General features: G+C 69.0%; 16 protein-coding genes. 7 read left to right on the top strand and 9 right to left on the bottom strand.

Going from position 1 to position 16,664, the window contains the following annotated elements:
* Window positions 1–68 precede the first annotated feature (68 nt).
* Entirely contained in the window at window positions 69–1,187 is a 1,119-nt protein-coding gene (locus RCP38_RS18830; RefSeq protein ID WP_308474415.1) for a nitronate monooxygenase, read from the top strand.
* Between the two features lie 13 nt (window positions 1,188–1,200).
* Here the strand turns inward: RCP38_RS18830 and RCP38_RS18825 are convergent, their stop codons facing one another.
* Window positions 1,201–1,812 (bottom strand): GNAT family N-acetyltransferase, encoded by a 612-nt coding sequence (locus RCP38_RS18825; RefSeq protein WP_308474414.1) that lies wholly within the window; start codon window positions 1,810–1,812, stop codon window positions 1,201–1,203.
* 9 nt (window positions 1,813–1,821) lie between these two features.
* On the bottom strand, window positions 1,822–2,757 hold the full coding sequence (locus tag RCP38_RS18820; protein ID WP_308474413.1) for an alpha/beta fold hydrolase: 936 nt from the start codon (window positions 2,755–2,757) through the stop codon (window positions 1,822–1,824).
* 77 nt (window positions 2,758–2,834) lie between these two features.
* Between RCP38_RS18820 and RCP38_RS18815 the strand changes: the two genes are divergently transcribed.
* Complete coding sequence (locus tag RCP38_RS18815) at window positions 2,835–3,167, top strand: VOC family protein (protein WP_308477421.1); 333 nt, start codon at window positions 2,835–2,837, stop codon at window positions 3,165–3,167.
* A gap of 37 nt (window positions 3,168–3,204) precedes the next feature.
* On the opposite strand, the gene RCP38_RS18810 is transcribed toward RCP38_RS18815, so the two are convergent.
* Both RCP38_RS18810 and RCP38_RS18805 read right to left on the bottom strand, forming a co-directional pair.
* On the bottom strand, window positions 3,205–4,623 hold the full coding sequence (locus RCP38_RS18810) for an HNH endonuclease signature motif containing protein (RefSeq protein WP_308474412.1): 1,419 nt from the start codon (window positions 4,621–4,623) through the stop codon (window positions 3,205–3,207).
* An 86-nt stretch (window positions 4,624–4,709) separates the two neighbouring features.
* Window positions 4,710–5,264 (bottom strand): TetR/AcrR family transcriptional regulator, encoded by a 555-nt coding sequence (locus RCP38_RS18805; protein WP_308474411.1) that lies wholly within the window; start codon window positions 5,262–5,264, stop codon window positions 4,710–4,712.
* A gap of 164 nt (window positions 5,265–5,428) precedes the next feature.
* On the opposite strand from RCP38_RS18805, the gene RCP38_RS18800 reads away from it, so the two are divergent.
* The gene (locus RCP38_RS18800) at window positions 5,429–5,869 is read left to right on the top strand and encodes an MmpS family transport accessory protein (RefSeq protein WP_308474410.1); all 441 of its coding nucleotides are present in this window, start codon (window positions 5,429–5,431) and stop codon (window positions 5,867–5,869) included.
* Window positions 5,866–8,769 (top strand): MMPL/RND family transporter, encoded by a 2,904-nt coding sequence (locus tag RCP38_RS18795; protein ID WP_308474409.1) that lies wholly within the window; start codon window positions 5,866–5,868, stop codon window positions 8,767–8,769. The genes RCP38_RS18800 and RCP38_RS18795 overlap by 4 nt, the downstream gene beginning before the upstream one ends.
* 15 nt (window positions 8,770–8,784) lie before the next feature.
* On the opposite strand, the gene RCP38_RS18790 is transcribed toward RCP38_RS18795, so the two are convergent.
* From RCP38_RS18790 to RCP38_RS18780, 3 genes are read right to left on the bottom strand one after another with little or no spacing between them, the layout of a single operon-like run.
* A complete protein-coding gene (locus tag RCP38_RS18790; protein ID WP_308474408.1) occupies window positions 8,785–9,345 on the bottom strand; it encodes a TetR/AcrR family transcriptional regulator in 561 nt (186 codons plus the stop codon).
* 54 nt (window positions 9,346–9,399) lie between these two features.
* Complete coding sequence (locus RCP38_RS18785) at window positions 9,400–9,729, bottom strand: hypothetical protein (RefSeq protein ID WP_308474407.1); 330 nt, start codon at window positions 9,727–9,729, stop codon at window positions 9,400–9,402.
* Window positions 9,726–11,285 (bottom strand): MBL fold metallo-hydrolase, encoded by a 1,560-nt coding sequence (locus RCP38_RS18780; RefSeq protein ID WP_308474406.1) that lies wholly within the window; start codon window positions 11,283–11,285, stop codon window positions 9,726–9,728. The genes RCP38_RS18785 and RCP38_RS18780 overlap by 4 nt, the downstream gene beginning before the upstream one ends.
* 83 nt (window positions 11,286–11,368) lie before the next feature.
* Between RCP38_RS18780 and RCP38_RS18775 the strand changes: the two genes are divergently transcribed.
* From RCP38_RS18775 to RCP38_RS18765, 3 genes are read left to right on the top strand one after another with little or no spacing between them, the layout of a single operon-like run.
* Window positions 11,369–12,160: a lysophospholipid acyltransferase family protein gene (locus RCP38_RS18775; protein WP_308474405.1), complete on the top strand. Its 792-nt coding sequence runs from the start codon at window positions 11,369–11,371 to the stop codon at window positions 12,158–12,160.
* Window positions 12,161–12,171: 11 nt separating this feature from the next.
* On the top strand, window positions 12,172–12,966 hold the full coding sequence (locus RCP38_RS18770) for a lysophospholipid acyltransferase family protein (RefSeq protein WP_308474404.1): 795 nt from the start codon (window positions 12,172–12,174) through the stop codon (window positions 12,964–12,966).
* Window positions 12,966–13,793, top strand: coding sequence for an HAD family hydrolase (locus RCP38_RS18765; RefSeq protein ID WP_308474403.1), 828 nt, complete (start codon window positions 12,966–12,968; stop codon window positions 13,791–13,793). Before RCP38_RS18770 ends, RCP38_RS18765 begins: the two co-directional genes overlap by 1 nt.
* 81 nt (window positions 13,794–13,874) lie before the next feature.
* Here the strand turns inward: RCP38_RS18765 and RCP38_RS18760 are convergent, their stop codons facing one another.
* Both RCP38_RS18760 and RCP38_RS18755 read right to left on the bottom strand, forming a co-directional pair.
* Window positions 13,875–15,581, bottom strand: coding sequence for an N-acetylmuramoyl-L-alanine amidase (locus tag RCP38_RS18760; protein WP_308474402.1), 1,707 nt, complete (start codon window positions 15,579–15,581; stop codon window positions 13,875–13,877).
* Window positions 15,582–15,751: 170 nt separating this feature from the next.
* Window positions 15,752–16,633, bottom strand: coding sequence for a hypothetical protein (locus tag RCP38_RS18755; RefSeq protein WP_308474401.1), 882 nt, complete (start codon window positions 16,631–16,633; stop codon window positions 15,752–15,754).
* Window positions 16,634–16,664 lie beyond the last annotated feature (31 nt).

Genomic DNA, 16,664 nt, shown 5'->3' with positions numbered 1-16,664 from the left:
CGGCGGCATCGTCGTTTTCGGGCCGCGCTGGCGTCCCGGCAGTTCTTCGACGAAGGAGCGGTGCGACCGTGAAGACCCCCATCTGCGAGCAGTACGGCATCGACTTCCCGCTCTTCGCCTTCAGTCACTGCCGCGACGTGGTGGCCGCGGTGACCAACGCCGGCGGTTTCGGCGTGCTCGGCGGCGCCGCCTACACCCCCGAACAGCTCGACCGGGAGTTGAGCTGGATCGACGAGCAGGTCAAGGGCAGGCCCTACGGCATCGACATCATCGTGCCCGCCAAATTCGAGGGCAAGGGGGAGAACCTGTCCCGCGGCCAGCTCTCCGACCGGATCCCCGACGAGTTCAAGGCCTTCATCGCAGAGTTGTTGGCGCGCCACGACATCGAGCCCGAGGAGCAGCCCCGGGTGGGTTCGGCGCTGCTGGCCGGCGGCGACGGTGAGCGCCTGCTCGAGGTCGCCGTCGCGCACCCGATCAAGATGATGGCCAACGCGCTCGGCGTGCCCCCGGACTACATGATCGCCGCCGGCAAGCAGCACGGCATCCCGGTCGCGGCACTGGTCGGCGCGAAAGAGCATGCCCTGAAGCAGGTCGCGGCCGGGGTGGATCTCATTGTGGCGCAGGGCACCGAGGCCGGCGGGCACTGCGGCGAGGTCTCCACGCTGGTGGTCGTCCCCGAAGTCATCGAGGCCATCGACGACGCGGTGCCGGTGCTGGCCGCCGGCGGGATCGTCACCGGCCGGCAGATGGCGGCCTGCGTCGCGCTGGGCGCCGCCGGCGCGTGGACCGGATCGGTCTGGCTGACCACCGAGGAAGCCGAGACCGAACCGCACACCGTTGCCAAGATGCTGGCGGCCACCTCCCGCGACACCATCCGCTCCACCGGGCGCACCGGCAAACCGGCGCGGCAGTTGATCTCGGACTGGACCGACGCGTGGCGGCCCAACGAGGCCGGGCACCCGACGCTGCCGCTGCCGTTGCAGTCCATGATCGCCGAGCCCACCCTGCGCCGCATCGACAAGCTCGCGGCCGCCGGGCATCCGGGCGCCCGGGCCCTGTCCACCTACTTCGCCGGGCAGGGGGTGGGCCTGATGAACAAGGTCAAGCCGGCCCGCGACGTGGTGTTCGAGTTCGTGCAGGACTACCTCGCCGCGGCCGAGCGGCTCGGCGGATCGGTGCGCGACTGAGTCGTTCGAGGGCCTACGGGCGCTGCGGTTCCCGCCACATCTTCCACAGGGTGGGGCCGCCGCCGGGCAGGGTGATCTCGCCGATCACCCGGAAACCGAACCGCTCGTAGTAGGGCACGTTCTCGGCCTTGCTGGACTCCAGGTAGGCCGGGCACAGTTCGGCGTCGCACCGATCCAGCCGTGGCTGCATGACGGCCTGGCCGAAACCCTTCCCGCGCACCGACGGATCACTGCCGAGGACCGCCAGGTACCAGTGCGGCTCCTCGGGATGGTTGCCGTCCAACAGATCCGAGAGCGCACGGCCCCTGGCCAACTGCGAGCCGAACGACCGGAGCAGCGACGGCACCATCCGCAGCTGCGACCACATCGACTGCTTCCAGCGGTTCGGCGGATCCCACAGCGCCGCGGCGCCGACGACCGGACCGTCGTAGGCCACCTCGACTCCGCCGCCGGCCAGGTGGTGTACCCGGGTCGAGGTGCCGAAGTACGTGGTCAACTGCGCGGTGCGGTCGGCGTCGTCGGGAAGCATCCACATCGACACCGGGTCGTCGTAGAACGCCCGCCCCAGTGCCACCGCGAGCGGGGTGATGTCCGATTTCTGCGCGGCCCGCGCGGCGATTCCCATCCGGCTAGGTTAATGCGTCGGGGCCGGGTGCTGCGCGGCGACGAACGGCGCGATCACGTCCAGGAACTCCGCCGGCTTCTCCACCTGGGGACTGTGCCCGGACCCGGCGATGATCACCGGCTGTAGGCCCGCGGTGCGATAACGCGCCACGTTCCTGTCGGTCGGGGTCAGCACGTCCGCATCGCCCCACACCACCAGCACGGGCTTGCCCAGGCCGGCGAGCCGGTCGGCGACCTCCCGCTGCTCGTTGATCCGGCCCGCGGTCCGTGCGTCACACAATGCGTTGTGGGTCATGCGTTTCAGCGACCGGTAGGCCAACTCCGGGACCGGGAAGCCGGCGGCGAATCCGGTCTGCAGCGAACTCCGGTCGACGGCGTCGAAGCGGCGCACCCGGTCCAGGGCGGCGCCCAGCACCGGCCAGCACGCCGCGTTGCCCAGTGCCGGCATCGCGACCATGCCCTCGCCGGCGGGGGTGTCGGCGACCACCACGCGCTCGACCAGGCCCGGGGAGCCCTCGGCCAGCGCCGCGGCCACCACCCCGCCCATCGAGTGCCCCACCACCGTCGCGTGCCGCACCCCCAGGGCGTCCAGCGCCTGACGCACCGCGCCGGCCTGCGCGGCGGCGCTGTAGGAATCCGTGTCGCTCGGGGACTCCGAGCCGCCGTGGCCGATCAGGTCGACGGCGATCACCCGGTTGGTGCGGGCCAGCGCCGGCGCCACCTGCTCCCACCACTGGATCGACGCCGAGTAGCCGTGCAGCAGCACCACGGCACGGTCGCCGCCCGCGCCGTACTCGCGCACGTTCAGGTCCGGCCCGGCCAACTCCAGCACCCGTCCGTCGGCGAACGGCTCGGCGGGTCGGGTGACGCGGCCGGTGAGCACCGCGTTCACCAGCAGTAAGACCAGGACCCCGGCGATGCCCACAGCGGCGATTCGCTTACCCACCCGTAAACGCTATCGCGGGCTTAGCCTGGGGGCGAGATCGAACCCACAGGAGGTAGCACGTGAGCCACGACATCCGGATGATCGTCTTGTCCACCGACGACCTGGACGAGTCGATCAAGTTCTACAGCGAAACCCTGGGCATGCCACTGAAGTTCCGCGACGGCGCCCACTTCGCCGCGCTCGACGGCGGCTCGGTGACCCTGGCGCTGGCGACCGCCGTGGACCACCCGATCCACGGCCAGGTGGTGGTCGGGGTCAAGACCGACGACGTCGACGCCGCGGCGAAGGCCATCGAGGCCAGCGGCGGCGGAATCGTCAAGGCGCCCTACGACGACGCCCACGAGCGCCGCGCCGTGGTCTACGACAACAAGGGCAACGGCCTGGTGTTCTACAAGCCGCTCGCACGCTGAGCCGGCTCGCCCCGCGCCGCCCTGACCCGCCACACCGTTACCCCGCCAGTCCCCAGTTGTCGGGTGGTTGGGTGTTTTCGATGAAGTGGTAGGGGTTGGTGCGGGGTTGGCCGTGGTCTTGGTGGGGTGGGGGGATCCATTCGACTTTGCCGGTGGGTCCGAGTCGGGTGGTCCAGTGTTGGTCGGTGGCGGTGCGGTTGTCGGGGCCGCAGGCGAGGGCGAGGGAGTCGATTTCGGTGTGTCCGCCGTGGGCCCAGTCGTTGTCGAGGTGGTGGGCTTGGCAGCGGTAGCCGGTGGCGGGGCAGCCGGGTTTGGTGCAGCCGCGGTCGCGGGCGTGCAGGACGATGCGTTGGTCGGCGGTGGCCAGGCGTTTGGTGCGGCCGAGCCATAGGGCGCGGCCGTTGCCGTCGAAGATGGCGAGGTAGTGGTAGGCGTGTTCGGCCATGCGCAGCAGGTCGCGCATGGGTAGCACGGTGTCGCCGGCGGTGTGGGCTTTGCCGGTGATGGGTGTGGTTTCAGGCGTGGGGTGGCCGGTGGCCGCTTCGATTTCGGCGAGTGTGGTGGTGACGATGACGGTGACGGGCAGGCCGTTGAGTTGGCCGAGGTCTTTGGAGGCCAGCAGGGCGCGGACGGCGGCCAGGAGGGCGTCGTGGTTGCGTTGGTCGGGTCGGCGGTGATCGTTGTGGATCTGTTCTTCGGTGGGGGTGCCGTGCACGCAGGGGTGTTCGTCGTCGCTGTTGGCCATGCCGGGGGCGGCGAGTTTGGCCAGGATGGGTTCGAGGTGTGCGCGTAGTTCGGGGGTGAGTTTTCCGGTCAGGGTGCTCAGGCCGTCGGGGCCTTGGCGGCCCAGGCGCAGGCCGCGGTGGGTGTGGCGGTGGTGGTCGCTGTATTCGGTGTCGTCGGTCAGGACGGCGATGAGGTGGTTGGCGAAGCGGGTGAAGGTTTCGGGGTCGTAGTCGGCGGCGAGGGTGGCCAGGTAGGCGTCGGCCTGGTCGCGTTTGGTGGCTGGGGTGGTGGCCGGGATCTTGTGGTGGGCTTTGCGGGCGATGGTGATGTGTTCGGGGCTGATGTGGCCGGCGGCTTGGGCGGCGGCCAGGGCGGGCAGGACGGGTGGCAGGGGTTCGCCGGTCATCGCGGTGCGGGGTCCGAGGTCGGCGGCTTCGGCGATGCGTCGGCGGGCGTCGGTGCGACTGATGCGCAGGCGTTCGGTCAGGTCGCGGCTCAGTGAGCAGGCGCCCAGGGGGCCGGGGTGGGCTTCGGTGGTCAGTCGGGCCAGGATCCGGTGGTCGACGGTCGGGGCCTGCCAGGTGAGTTTTTCCCGGCGGGCCAGGATCGTCAGCAGTTCCTCGGCGTCGAAGCCGTCGAAGCAGCACCCCGCCAACTGGGCCGAGGCGGTCTCGATCGTTTCCAGGCACCGCAGGACGGTGTCTCGGTCGGTGACGGCACTCCCTGTCATGGTTCGAACACTAGTGCGAACAACCGACAGGAAACCGCCCCGGAACCCCACCCGGAAATTAAGAGATCAATGAGAAAAATCGGGCCTCAGCCGACCAGGCGCCGCGAGCACTCCAGCAGCATCCGGTGCAGTTCCTCGTTGGGGATGTCCGCGGCCTCCGGGTCGGCGGCGGCGCCGAAGATCCCCGACACCAGCACTGCCGCCGTCGTCCGCGCGACGGGATCGGGGTCCGGGCCGGCCAGGATGGCGCGCAACCGGTGGAAGGCATCGCGGAACTCGGTGATCGCCTGGATCAGCACCGCCACCGCTGGATCGGTGTGAACCAATGCGGTGGTGCGCCGATGCCGCACCGCGAGTTCGATCATGCCGCTCAGCGTCGCCTCCCGCCGCACCTCCGGCGACTCGATCGCCTGGGCGATGGCGAGCACCCGGGTGATGTCCTCGAACGCCGGACGGAACACCTCGGCGACGATGTCGTCCTTGGAGTGGAATTGGTAGTACACCGCGGACTTGTTGACGCCCAATCGGTCGGCGATCATCTGCAGCGACGTGCCGCTGACGCCGTGCTCGGCGAAGAGTGCCTGCGCGGCTTCGAGCACGCGGTCCCGCGCGAAGCTGCGAGGCGCCACCGCCTTGGTCACCGCACACCTCCCGTCGGCCCGGGCCGGTAGTCGCCCGGGGCATTTTTGTGAGCCACACCGCATATTTGGACTGGCCGATCGCTTGATCGTACTTTACTGTTCGTATAACTTCGCAGGGATCTCAACCCGTGATCGGTTCCGCACAAGCTAAGGGGGGCTTCGCGATGTCGAAACGCTCGACGAATCCGCTGCGGCGCGCCTGGCTGCCGCTGCTCATCGTCGTGGTCCTAACGCTCGGGACTCTCGTCGTGCTCCGGATCCGCACCTTCTTCGGCGCCGAGAATCCCAACCTCATCAGCGAGAAGGTCGACGACACCAAGCCCTACAACCCCAAGATCGTCACCTATGAGGTCTACGGCGAGCCCGGCGCGACCGCCGACATCAGCTACCTCGACCTGGAGAGCAGGCCGCAACGCGTCGACGCTGCGACGCTGCCCTGGTCGGTGACGTTGAGCACCACCCTGTCGGCGGTGTCGCCGAACCTGTTCGCGCAGGGCAAAGGCGACACCCTGAGCTGCCGGATCATCATCGACGACGAGCTCAAAGACGAACGAACCGCCACCGGCGCCAGCGCCCTGACCTTCTGCTTGGTGAAATCCGCATGAGCACTTCGACGCACGGCTCCCCGCCCGGCCGCATCGCCAAATGGATTCGCCGCCTGGCCATTCCGATCATGCTGGGCTGGATCGGCATCATCGTGCTGGCGAACGTGACCGTCCCGCAGCTGGAACAGGTCGCCGAGACGGCCGCGGTGCAGATGACCCCCGACGAGGCGCCGTCGATGATCGCGGTCAAACGCCAGGGCGAGGTGTTCAAAGAGTTCACCTCGAACAGCTCGGTCATGCTCGTCCTCGAGGGTGATGAACCGCTGGGCGACGACGCCCACCACTACTACGACCAGATCGTCGCCAAGCTCAGAACCGACACCGTCCACGTCGAGCACATCCAGGACTTCTGGGGCGACCGGCTGACCGCCGCCGGGGCGCAGAGCCCGGACGGCAGATGCGCCTACGTGCAGATCTACACCGCCGGAAACCAGGGCGAGGCGCTGTCCAAGGAATCGGTCAAGGCCGTGCAGCAGGTGGTGGACAGCTTCACCGCCCCGCCCGGCGTCACCGCCTATGTGACCGGTGGTGCCGCGCTGGTGGCCGACCAGAGCAAGGCCAGCGCCCGCAGCATGAAGCTGATCGAGGGCCTGACCTTCGCGGTCATCATCACCATGATGCTGATGGTCTACCGGTCCATCACCACGGTGCTGCTGGCGCTGTCGATGGTGATCACCGGTCTGATGTCGGCCCGCAGCATCGTGGCGTTGCTGGGCTACCACAAGCTGATCGGGTTATCGCCGTTCGCGACGAACCTGTTGGTGACCCTGGCGATTGCGGCGGCCACCGACTACGCCATCTTCCTGATCGGCCGCTACCAGGAAGCCCGCAACGCCGGCGAGGACAAAGAACAGGCGTACTACACCATGTTCCGCAGCACCGCGCACGTGGTGCTGGGTTCCGGGATGACCATCGCCGGCGCCACGTTCTGCCTGCACTTCACCCGACTGCCGTATTTCCAGTCGCTCGGGATTCCGCTCGGGATCGGCATGACGATCGTGGTGATCACCTCCCTGACCATGGGGTCGGCGGTGATCTCGGTGGCCAGCCGGTTCGGCACGCTGCTGGAACCCAAGCACGTCGACCGGGGCCGCGGCTGGCGCAAGATCGGTGCCGCCGTGAGCCGTTGGCCGGGGCCGATCCTGGTCGCCGCCACCGGTGCCGCACTGGTCGGTATCCTGGCGCTGCCCGGCTACAAGCCCGGTTACAACGACCGCGCCTACATGCCCGACGACCTACCCGCCAACCAGGGCTTCCTGGCCTCCGATCGGCACTTCCCGTCGGCGCGGATGAACCCCGAGATGTTGATGATCGAAACCGATCACGACATCCGCAACTCCGCGGACTTCCTGGTGCTGGAGCGAATCGCCAAGCGCGTCACCGCCGTTCCCGGCATCTCCCGGGTCATGACCATCACCCGCCCGCAGGGTGTCCCGATGGAACACTCCACGTTCGGCTACATGATGGGCATGCAGGCCGTCAGCCAGGAGCTGACCCGGAAGTTCAACGAAGACCGCACCCAGGAGATGCTGTCCCAGGCCGAGGAGATGCAGGTCAACATCGACACTATGAGCCAGATGATCGCGCTCATGGAGAAGATGAACGCCACCATGCAGCGCATGGTCGGCAAGATGCACCTGATGGTCGACGAGATCGAGGAACTGCGCGACGACATCGCCGAGTTCGACGATTTCTTCCGGCCGATGCGCAGTTACTTCTACTGGGAGCCACACTGTTACGACATCCCGGCCTGCCACTCGCTGCGCTCGATCTTCGACGCGATGGACGGCGTGGACACCATGACGGAGAGCTTCCGGGGAATCATTCCCGACATGGACGAGATGGCCGCGCAGCTGCCCCAGATGCTCCGGCTGATGCCGCCGATGATCCAGATGATGAAGAACACCAAGGCCATGATGCTGACCATGTATGCCACCCAGGACGGGCTGGCCAAGCAGCAACTCGAGGCCCAGGGTGATCCGTCGGCGATGGGGGAGGCGTTCGACAAGGCGAAGAACGACGACTCGTTCTACCTGCCGCCGGAGATCTTCGACAACGAGGAATTCCAGCGGGGCATGAAGAATTTCATCTCCCCGGACGGTCGCGCGGTGCGCTTCATCGTCACCCACGAGGGCGATCCGCTCAGCGCCGACGGTATCGAGCACATCGACGCCATCAAGCTCGCCGCCAAGGAAGCCATGAAGACCACGCCGTGGGAGGGCTCCAAGATCCACGTCGGCGGTACCGCGGCCATGTTCAAGGATCTGCAAGAGGGGTCCAACTACGACATGATGATCGCCGGAATCGCCGCGCTGTGCCTGATTTTCATCATCATGCTGGTGATCACCCGGGCGGTGGTGGCCTCGTTGGTGATCGTCGGCACCGTGGTGCTCTCACTCGGCAGCGCCTTCGGGCTGTCGGTGTTGCTGTGGCAGGACATCATCGGCCTGCACGTGCACTGGATGGTGATGGCGATGGCGGTGATCATCCTGCTGGCCGTCGGCGCCGACTACAACCTGTTGCTGGTGTCGCGGCTCAAGGAGGAGATCCACGCCGGACTGCACACCGGCATGATCCGGGCGATGGGCGGCAGCGGGTCGGTGGTGACCGCCGCCGGACTGGTGTTCGCGTTCACCATGATGACGATGACGGTCAGCGACCTGCGGGTGGTCGGGCAGGTCGGCAGCACCATCGGCATGGGGTTGATGCTGGACACCCTGATCATCCGCGCGTTCATGACCCCGGCGGTGGCGACCCTGCTCGGCAAGTGGTTCTGGTGGCCGCAGGTGCCGCGGATGCGGCCCAAGCCGTCGCCGTGGCCGTCGCCGCGCCAGGTCGAGGCCGATCCCGATGCCGATCCCGAACTCGTCGGGTCCGGCGGCGGCGCCCACCGCCGCTAGCCGGCGCTGCCGGGCTCAGGCCAGCGGCTGTATCACCCGGCGCGCCGTCTCCAGCAGGATCTGGTGCAGTTCCTCGTCGTCGATGTCGTCGAGGGCGGGATCGGCTGCGGCGGTGAAGGTTCCGGACATGAGGGCCCGGGTGATGATCCGGGCCGCCGCGTCCGGATCGGGGCCCTGCAGCAGTGCGGCGGCGTCCTCGCCGGCGGCCCGGAAGTCCTCGCGGGACTGCAGGGCGTGCTCGACGGCGCGGTCGTAGAACAAGAAGGTCAGCCGGCGGTAGCGGACGGCCAGCTCCACCACGCCGCTGACCGTCACATCGCGCTTGCCCTGCGGGGACGGCATGGTCTCGGCGATCTTGATGACGCGGACGATGTCGTCGAGCATCGGTTCCACCAGCGCGACGACGATGTCGTCCCGGGACCGGAACTGGTAGTACACCGCCGGTTTGCTGACGCCCAGCCGGTCGGCGATCATCTGCATGGACGTGCCGCCGACGCTGTGCTCGGTGAATAGCTCAAGGGCTGCTCGCAGTACCCGTTCGCGCGCGGATCCACGCGGCGCAACCGGCTTGGCCACGACATCCCTCCCGTCGTCGCGGTTAGCTTAGCCCGGTCGCCGCGGGCCGGCCGGTCAGCGGTCGAGCAACTCGTCGAGCAGCGCCCGGAACGCCTCCGGGTCCGCCGGGGTGAACGCCGGCCGCGGCCACGGGTCACCGTCGAGGTCCAGGGTGATCAGCGTGCTGCGGGTCGGGCGTTTGATGTCCAGCGGCAGCCAGCGCCGCAGATCCGAGCTGCCCCAGATCCGGAACCGGTGGGTCAGCATGCCCAACGGCTCGGCCCGATAGCCCCGGATCGCCGACAGCGGGATGATCTTCGACGTGCCGGAGGGGAAATGGTAGCGGCGCAACGTGATAGCCCGGCGGTCCAAGACCACCAGGCCGTCATCGTAGGAGCCGGTCACAGCTTTTCGCAGCGCAATTCGTGGCCTTTGGCCGTCAGGCAGCGACCGGTCTTGAGGTCCCACTCCCAGCCGTGCTGATTGCAGGTCAGGACGTCGCCGTCGACCACCCCGACCTTGGACAGGTCGGCCTTCATGTGCGGGCAGCGGCGCTGCATCTGCCAGCCGCCCAGCGTGATCGTGGCGCTGTCGTCGTGGCTCTCGCCGAACCAGCCCTCGGCGTAGACGATCCGGTCCTCGGTCAGGCACTTGAAGAACGTGTAGAGGTACTCGTTGTATCCGCCGACCCGCCACGCCCGGAACCGGGTGGACAAGAAGATGGTGTTGACCCAGTCCGGTTCGCCGTCGCGCAGCACGGTGCGCACCAGTTCGGGCGGAATGCCGAAGCCGTAGCGGAACTTCTCGCCGTCGACCGGTTCGCGCACCACCCGGTCGGGGAAGTCCAGCACCACCGTCTCGGTGTGCTCCGGGCCGTCCATCCGCAATTCGACGGGATAGCCGATGCCGTCGCAGATCTCGTCGCTGCGGGCCATGATCGGCTCGAACAGCGCACGCAGGTCTTCGATCATCGCGGGCCCGGCGGCCGGCGCCCAGGAGGCCTTCTCCGCGGCCAGCACCGGTGCCATCCGCTCGGCATAGGCCGCGATGTAGTCGGCCTTGCCGGTGGTGAAGATGGCTTCGACGTCGGCCTCGGGAATCGGATGGACCAGCGAATCCAGTTGCGCCCCGGTGAAACTCGCGGTCGATCCGGGGATCATCAGCAGTCCGCGGTCGTGGCCGTTGCGGCGCAGCTGATCGAGGAACACCACCTCGTCGGGGAAGATGTTCGCCGGGTCGCCGTGGTCGTCGTTGAGGTAGCGCAGCTCGTCGTCCAAAAAGCACGGCGGGCCGGCCGACGGCACCACCCAGGTGGCGTCGACGTGGGCGATGTACTGGCGGGCGCGGTCCATCTGCCGCTGGCGCTTCTGGGTGCCGAACGCCTCCTTGGCCCGATCCGGCATGTCGTAGACCATCGGATACCAGATCGCGCCGGAGTACTGCACCAGATGCACGTCGATCGAGCCGAACGCGTTCAGCACGTCCAGGTCGATCGGCCGGGAGTCGTTCATGTTGAAAACGGTCGTCACACCGTCGGACACCACCAGGCCCGAGTCGCCGATCGGCCCGTCGGCCGGGGCGCGCAGCGCGATGATCATCACGTCCAGCTCGCCCTTGGGGCCGGACACGGTGTGGCGCACCGAGTCGGTGGTCTCGAAGAACCGGTGAAAGCCCAACTTCTCGAGCTCACCGCGCAGATCGGGCACCGGGTAGTCCGGCAGCAGCACCACGGCGTCCTTGTTGACGTGGGCCGCCAGGTGCCGCGGGTCGAAATGGTCGTGGTGCAGGTGCGAGATGTAGAGGTAGTCGCAGTCGCCGAGGGCGTTCCAGTCCAGCGCGGAGTTGTCCGGGAACGGGAACCACGAGGCGAAATAGGCCGGGTTCACCCACGGGTCGCACAGGATGCTGCCGGCGGCCGTCTCGATCCGGAAGCCGGCGTGCCCGACGCTGGTGACCTGCACGTGTACCTTCTCCCGACGCTGAAAGAGACCTCCCGCGAGCTTACCGGCGGTCCGGTCGCCGGTATCGCCTAGGCTTGGGCACTGTGGAGGCTTGGTACAGCAGTGTCGCTGTCGCGGCGCGCACGCTGTGGCGTTATGAGGGCTTGAAGATCACCGTCACCGGCGGGGAGCACATCCCCACCGGTGGCGGTGGCGTGATCGCGATCAACCACACCGGCTACTTCGACTTCCTGTTCGCGGCGTTGGCCGCCTACCGGACCGAACCCCGGCGGTGGGTGCGCTTCATGGCCAAGAAGGAGACCTTCGACAACCGGTTCACCGGGCCGATCATGCGCGGGTGCAAGCACATCGCGGTGGATCGCAGCCAGGGGGCGGAGTCCTACGCCGCCGCGGTCGAATACCTCAAATCCGGCGAACTCGTCGGGGTCTATCCGGAGGCGACCATCAGCCGCAGCTTCGAGCTCAAGGAGTTCAAGAGCGGCGCGGCGCGGATGGCGGTCGAGGCGCAGGTCCCGATCATCCCGCACATCGTGTGGGGCGCTCAGCGGATCTGGACCAAGGACCACCCGAAACGGCTCGGCCGCACCAAGGTGCCCATCACCGTCACCGTCGGCGAACCCATCGCGCCGACGCTGCCGGTCGACGAGCTGCGGACGGTGCTGCAGAGCCGGATGCAGCAGCTGCTCGAACAGGCTCAGGAGGCCTATCCCGACGGCCATCCGGCGGACGCCTTCTGGGTGCCGCGCCGGCTGGGGGGCAGTGCTCCCACGCCCGCCGGGGCGCTGGAACTCGACGCCGCCGAGGCCGCCCGCAAAGCCGAGCAGCGCGCCGCCGGCCGCAAGCAGCCCCCACGTCCGACGGGCACGTCGGGCTAGAGCGGCAGCGGATGGCCGAACCCCTCTTCCGGTTGCTGGAGATAGTGCTGCCGCGGGTGGTGAACGCCAACGGGCCCCATGTGACCTATCAGGGTCTGGAGAACATCCCCGAGCACGGCGGGGCGGTGATCGCGGTCAACCACACCAGCTATGTGGACTGGTATGCGGCCTCGACCGCGGCGATGTACCGGGGCCGCCGGCTGCGGTACATGCTCAAGGCCGAGATGACGCGGGTGCCGGTGATCGGCTACGTGGTCAGGCATATCGGGTTGATCCCGGTGGACCGTTCGGCGGGTGCGGGCGCCCTGGACGTCGCGGTGCAGCGGCTGCGGGCCGGCGAGCTGGTCGGGGTGAACCCGGAGGCCACCATCAGCCGCAGCTTCGAGCTGATGGAGTTCAAGTCCGGTGCCGCCCGGATGGCCCACGCCGCCGAGGTTCCGCTGATCCCGGTCATCGTCTGGGGGATGCAGCGGGTCTGGACCAAGGACAATCCGAAACGATTGTGGCGCAATCATATTCCCGTATTGGCGAAGATCGGTGCGCCGATGATGCCCACCGGAGACGTGGCGGCGACCACCGCCGCGTTGCGCAACACCATGGCGACCATGCTCGAGGAGGCTCAATTGGAATACCCACATCCCGCCGGCGCGTTCTGGGTGCCGCGCCGGTTGGGCGGCAGCGCGCCGACGATGGCCGAAGCGCTGGCGCTGCGGGAGGCCGAACTGGCCGAACGTGACCGGCAGCGGCTGGAGCGGTCCCGCGGCGGCCGGCTGCGCAGGGCGATCGCCCGACGGAGCGGACGCTGATGACGCAGTGGAGCGGGCCGCCCCCGCTGATCGCCAGTGACGTCGACGGCACGCTGCTCGACGGCAACGAGCAGATCTCCGCGCGCACCCGTGCGGTGGTGCGCGCCGCGGTCGACGACGGTGCCCGTTTCGTGCTGGCGACCGGTCGCCCACCGCGCTGGATCCCGCCGGTGGTCGAGGCCCTCGGGTTTGCGCCGATGGCGGTCTGCGCCAACGGTGCGGTGATCTACGACCCGGCCACCGACCGGGTGGTCTCTGCGCGGACGCTGTCGGTCGACGCCCTGGTCAAGCTGGCCGAGGTGGTCGGGCGGGCCATCCCGGGCGCGGGCCTGGCGGTGGAGCGCATCGGCAGCAGCGCGCACGACGCGGCGACCCCGCAGTTCGTCAGCTCACCCGGATACGAGCACGCCTGGCTCAACCCGGACAACACCGAGGTGTCGCTGGAGGACCTGCTGTCCCAGCCGGCGATCAAGCTGTTGGTGCGTCAGGCCGGGGCGTCCAGCGCCGACATGGCGAAACGGCTGACCACGCATATCGGGACGGCCGCCGAGCTGACCTATTCCACCAACAACGGGCTGATCGAGATCGTGCCCACCGGCATCACCAAGGCGACGGGCCTGGCGGAGCTGATCGCGCCGCTGGGCATCGAGGTGGGGCAGGCGGTGGCGTTCGGGGACATGCCCAACGATCTGCCGATGCTGACCCGCGCGGGCCACGGGGTGGCGATGGGTAACGCCCACCCCGAGGTGCTGGCGGCGGCCGCCGAGATCACCGCGCCGAATACCGAAGACGGCCTGGCGCGGGTGCTGGAGCGGTGGTGGGGCTGACCATTTCGCGTTGATTCTGCGCTGGTGGCGGGGTCTACTCGCACTTCTGCGCCCTGAGCGCAGAGTCAACGGGGGGAGGCGTCAGCCGAACGGGTCGATCACCCGCGAGAAGCGCTCCAGCTGCACCGGCGGGCCCTCCGGCGGCGGCGGGGGCAGTTCCTCGGCGTCGCCGTCGATCACCCGGATGACGGCCGCGGTGGCCCGGTTGTAGTTCAGCGTGCCGTGCTGGAAGTTCTGGCCCACCCACTCCGGTTCGTGGATCTCGGCGCTGGTCGGCAGCCCGAGCGCCCCGCGCTCGTAGCCCAGCGACGCCCAGGCCGCGTAGATGGCTCCGGTGATGGGTTGCGCGCCGGTCTCCGGTGACCAGTACATGGCGCCGTGCTCGAAGGTGGCGTAGCGCGTCGACCCCTCGCCGACGCCCTCCGGTGAGGTCGGCGAGCCGAGCATGCCCTCCGCGCCGCCCAGTTCCAGCCAGCGGGTGTGGATGGCGCCGCCCTCCATCGTCCGCAGCAGATCCTCGGGACCGGCCGGCTCGCCGAAGTGGGCGGCGATCTCGCGGATCTCGTTGAGTGCGACGTAACCCTGTTCGCCGGGGCATTCGGTGGCGTCGACGTCGCGGTGGCCGATGATCGAGGGCAGCGTCAGCGACGCCCCGCGCGGAAAGTGCGTGTAGTTGCCGCCGGACGAGGTCAACTGTGCGACGCCCCGCGGATCGGTGCGGTCCAGGCTCAACCGCCAGCCCAGCAGCCGGCCGACGGTGTCGACCTGGATCGCCGGGGGTGGCTCGTGGTCGAAGCTGCCGATCATCGACACGCCCCAGGTGTTGCGGTTGAAGCCGCCGGCGTGGCTGCCCATGATGCCCTTGGTGAGGCCGCCGGCCCGGCCCTCGAAGACCTGGCCGTACTTGTCCACCAGGGCGTTGTAGCCGATGTCGCACCAGCCCAGGGTGCGGGTGTGATACGCGTAGATGGCCCGGATGATCTCCGCGGAGTCCTCCGGGGCGTAGTCGTTGGAGCCCGCCGTGTGATGCACCACCGCCGCCTGGACCGGGCCGCTCTCCACCGGTTTGCCGCACCGGCCGTTGGCGCCGACGCCCCAGTGACTGCGCGGGATGATGTTCGGCGGCTGGCCGGGGGCCAGCACCGCGGCCGGCGGCGACCAGTGCGCGTCGACCGGGGCCTTGGGCGGGGTGATCAGCACGGCGGAGACGTCGCGGGCCAGCGGTTGCGCCGCCGTGGCCGGCACGTAGCCGAGGTCGGGCTGCGCCTGCTTGGCCCCGGCTTTCGGCGCGGTCGTGGTCGCCGGCTTGGCCCCCGGCTTCCCGGCTTTGGCCGCGGGCGCCTTAGGCCCGGTGCGGGTCACCGCGATCTGCACCGCGGTGGTCCGGCCGACGAACACCGGTTCGGTGCCGTCTGGGCCGGGGGCGGGCGCGTGGGGCCCGGCAGGTCCCGGCGTCTCCTGCTTGGTCTCGTGCGCGGTGGTGTACCAGGGCCCCCACGATCCGTCGGCGCGCTTGGCGCGGATCCGTGCCGACGTCCCGCTGAGGTCGGCGCCGGTCAGCGCCACCATGGTGAACGGTTCGTCCTGGGTGACCTCGCGGATCGTGACGCCCGGCTCCAGGTCGTCCAGCGGCTGCTGGTTCAACTTGGTCGCCGCGGGGCTGGGGGGAGTGTCGGAACTCGACGGCCGAAATCCCGACCCGGAGTTCAGTGCCCACGGCAGGATCAGCACGGTCGCGATGGTCGCGGTCAGCTTGATCGTCGGCGGGGGACGACGACGGGTTGGCACGTGCTGATGTTACGTATGGGTCATGTGTTGTTGGTGATGCGACACGCGACCGCCGGCCACCGGGTGAATCCGGACCCCGCGCATTGTTAACGGCACCGCAGAGTCCCAGGGTGTCCGCCGGTTGCGGACTGACTCTGCGGTGCCGTTGGGGGAAATGCGGCTTGTGTCGGTTACGGCAGCGGCATCGGCATGGGCGGCGGCGGGGCCGCCACGGCCGGGCCGGCGCCCTGTGCGGCCTGCGCGATGGACGGCATCACCACACCCTTGAGCAGGTCGATGGCCTGTCCGGCGCCCAGCTGGTTGGCGACGCTCATCATGTCGCTGACCAGCCCGCCCTTCTCTTCCGGCATGCCCAGGGACGGGTCGCCGAGGATCGGGTAGGTGCCGTCCAGGCCCGGGTCCAGGCCCAGCGGCGAGGTCAGCGGCAGGCCGTCAGAACCCAGCAGGCCGGTGTCCGTGCCGAGGCCGGGGCTGGTCAGACCCGGGTTGGTCAGCGGGTCGTTCAGCGTCGGCGTGGTCAGGCCCGGGCTGGTCAGCCCCGGGGTGCCCAGTGCCGGCGTGGTCAGGCCCGGCGTCAGGCCACCGGTGGTCGAGACCCCCGGGGTGCCCAGCGGCGGCGTCGACAGCGACGGCGAGGTCAGCGACGGGTCGGTGAGTCCCGGCGTGGTGAGTCCCGGCGAGGTGAGCCCGGTGGTGTCCAGCCCCGGAGTGCCCAGACCCGGCGAGGTCAGGCCGGGGGTGCCCAGCGACGGGTCGCCCAGGCCGGGGTACATCCCGGTGGTGGACGGGTACATCCCGGTGCTCGCCCCGTTGCCGAAGCCCGGCACCGGCGGCAGGTTCACCCCGAACTGGGACAGGCCCTGGGACAGGGCGGAGATCAGTTCACCGGGCAGGTCGGCCACGGACGATGCCGCGACGAAGTCATGGTGCTGCGGCGCGCTGTTGTGCGCGACGAGCTCGGTCACTGCGACAGCTGCAAACGGACTCGCGACCGCGAGGGCGGCGACTGCGCTCATGGTGGTCGAGAGCCTGCGTCGACGTCGGTTCGGCACGGAAGTCTCCTCAATATGTTTTGCCGTCCGG

The organism is Mycolicibacter sp. MU0083, assembly GCF_963378075.1.
Lineage (GTDB): Bacteria > Actinomycetota > Actinomycetes > Mycobacteriales > Mycobacteriaceae > Mycobacterium > Mycobacterium kokjensenii.
This window is presented reverse-complemented; position numbering and strand designations above follow the sequence as displayed.

What these genes read in the sequence shown, in the direction of transcription:
- RCP38_RS18825 (WP_308474414.1), bottom strand. Translation starts at nt 1,812, where the DNA reads ATGGGAATCGCCGCGCGGGCCGCGCAGAAATCGGACATCACCCCGCTC.
- RCP38_RS18815 (WP_308477421.1), top strand. Translation starts at nt 2,835, where the DNA reads ATGATCGTCTTGTCCACCGACGACCTGGACGAGTCGATCAAGTTCTAC.
- RCP38_RS18810 (WP_308474412.1), bottom strand. Translation starts at nt 4,623, where the DNA reads ATGACAGGGAGTGCCGTCACCGACCGAGACACCGTCCTGCGGTGCCTG.
- RCP38_RS18800 (WP_308474410.1), top strand. Translation starts at nt 5,429, where the DNA reads ATGTCGAAACGCTCGACGAATCCGCTGCGGCGCGCCTGGCTGCCGCTG.
- RCP38_RS18795 (WP_308474409.1), top strand. Translation starts at nt 5,866, where the DNA reads ATGAGCACTTCGACGCACGGCTCCCCGCCCGGCCGCATCGCCAAATGG.
- RCP38_RS18770 (WP_308474404.1), top strand. Translation starts at nt 12,172, where the DNA reads ATGGCCGAACCCCTCTTCCGGTTGCTGGAGATAGTGCTGCCGCGGGTG.
- RCP38_RS18765 (WP_308474403.1), top strand. Translation starts at nt 12,966, where the DNA reads ATGACGCAGTGGAGCGGGCCGCCCCCGCTGATCGCCAGTGACGTCGAC.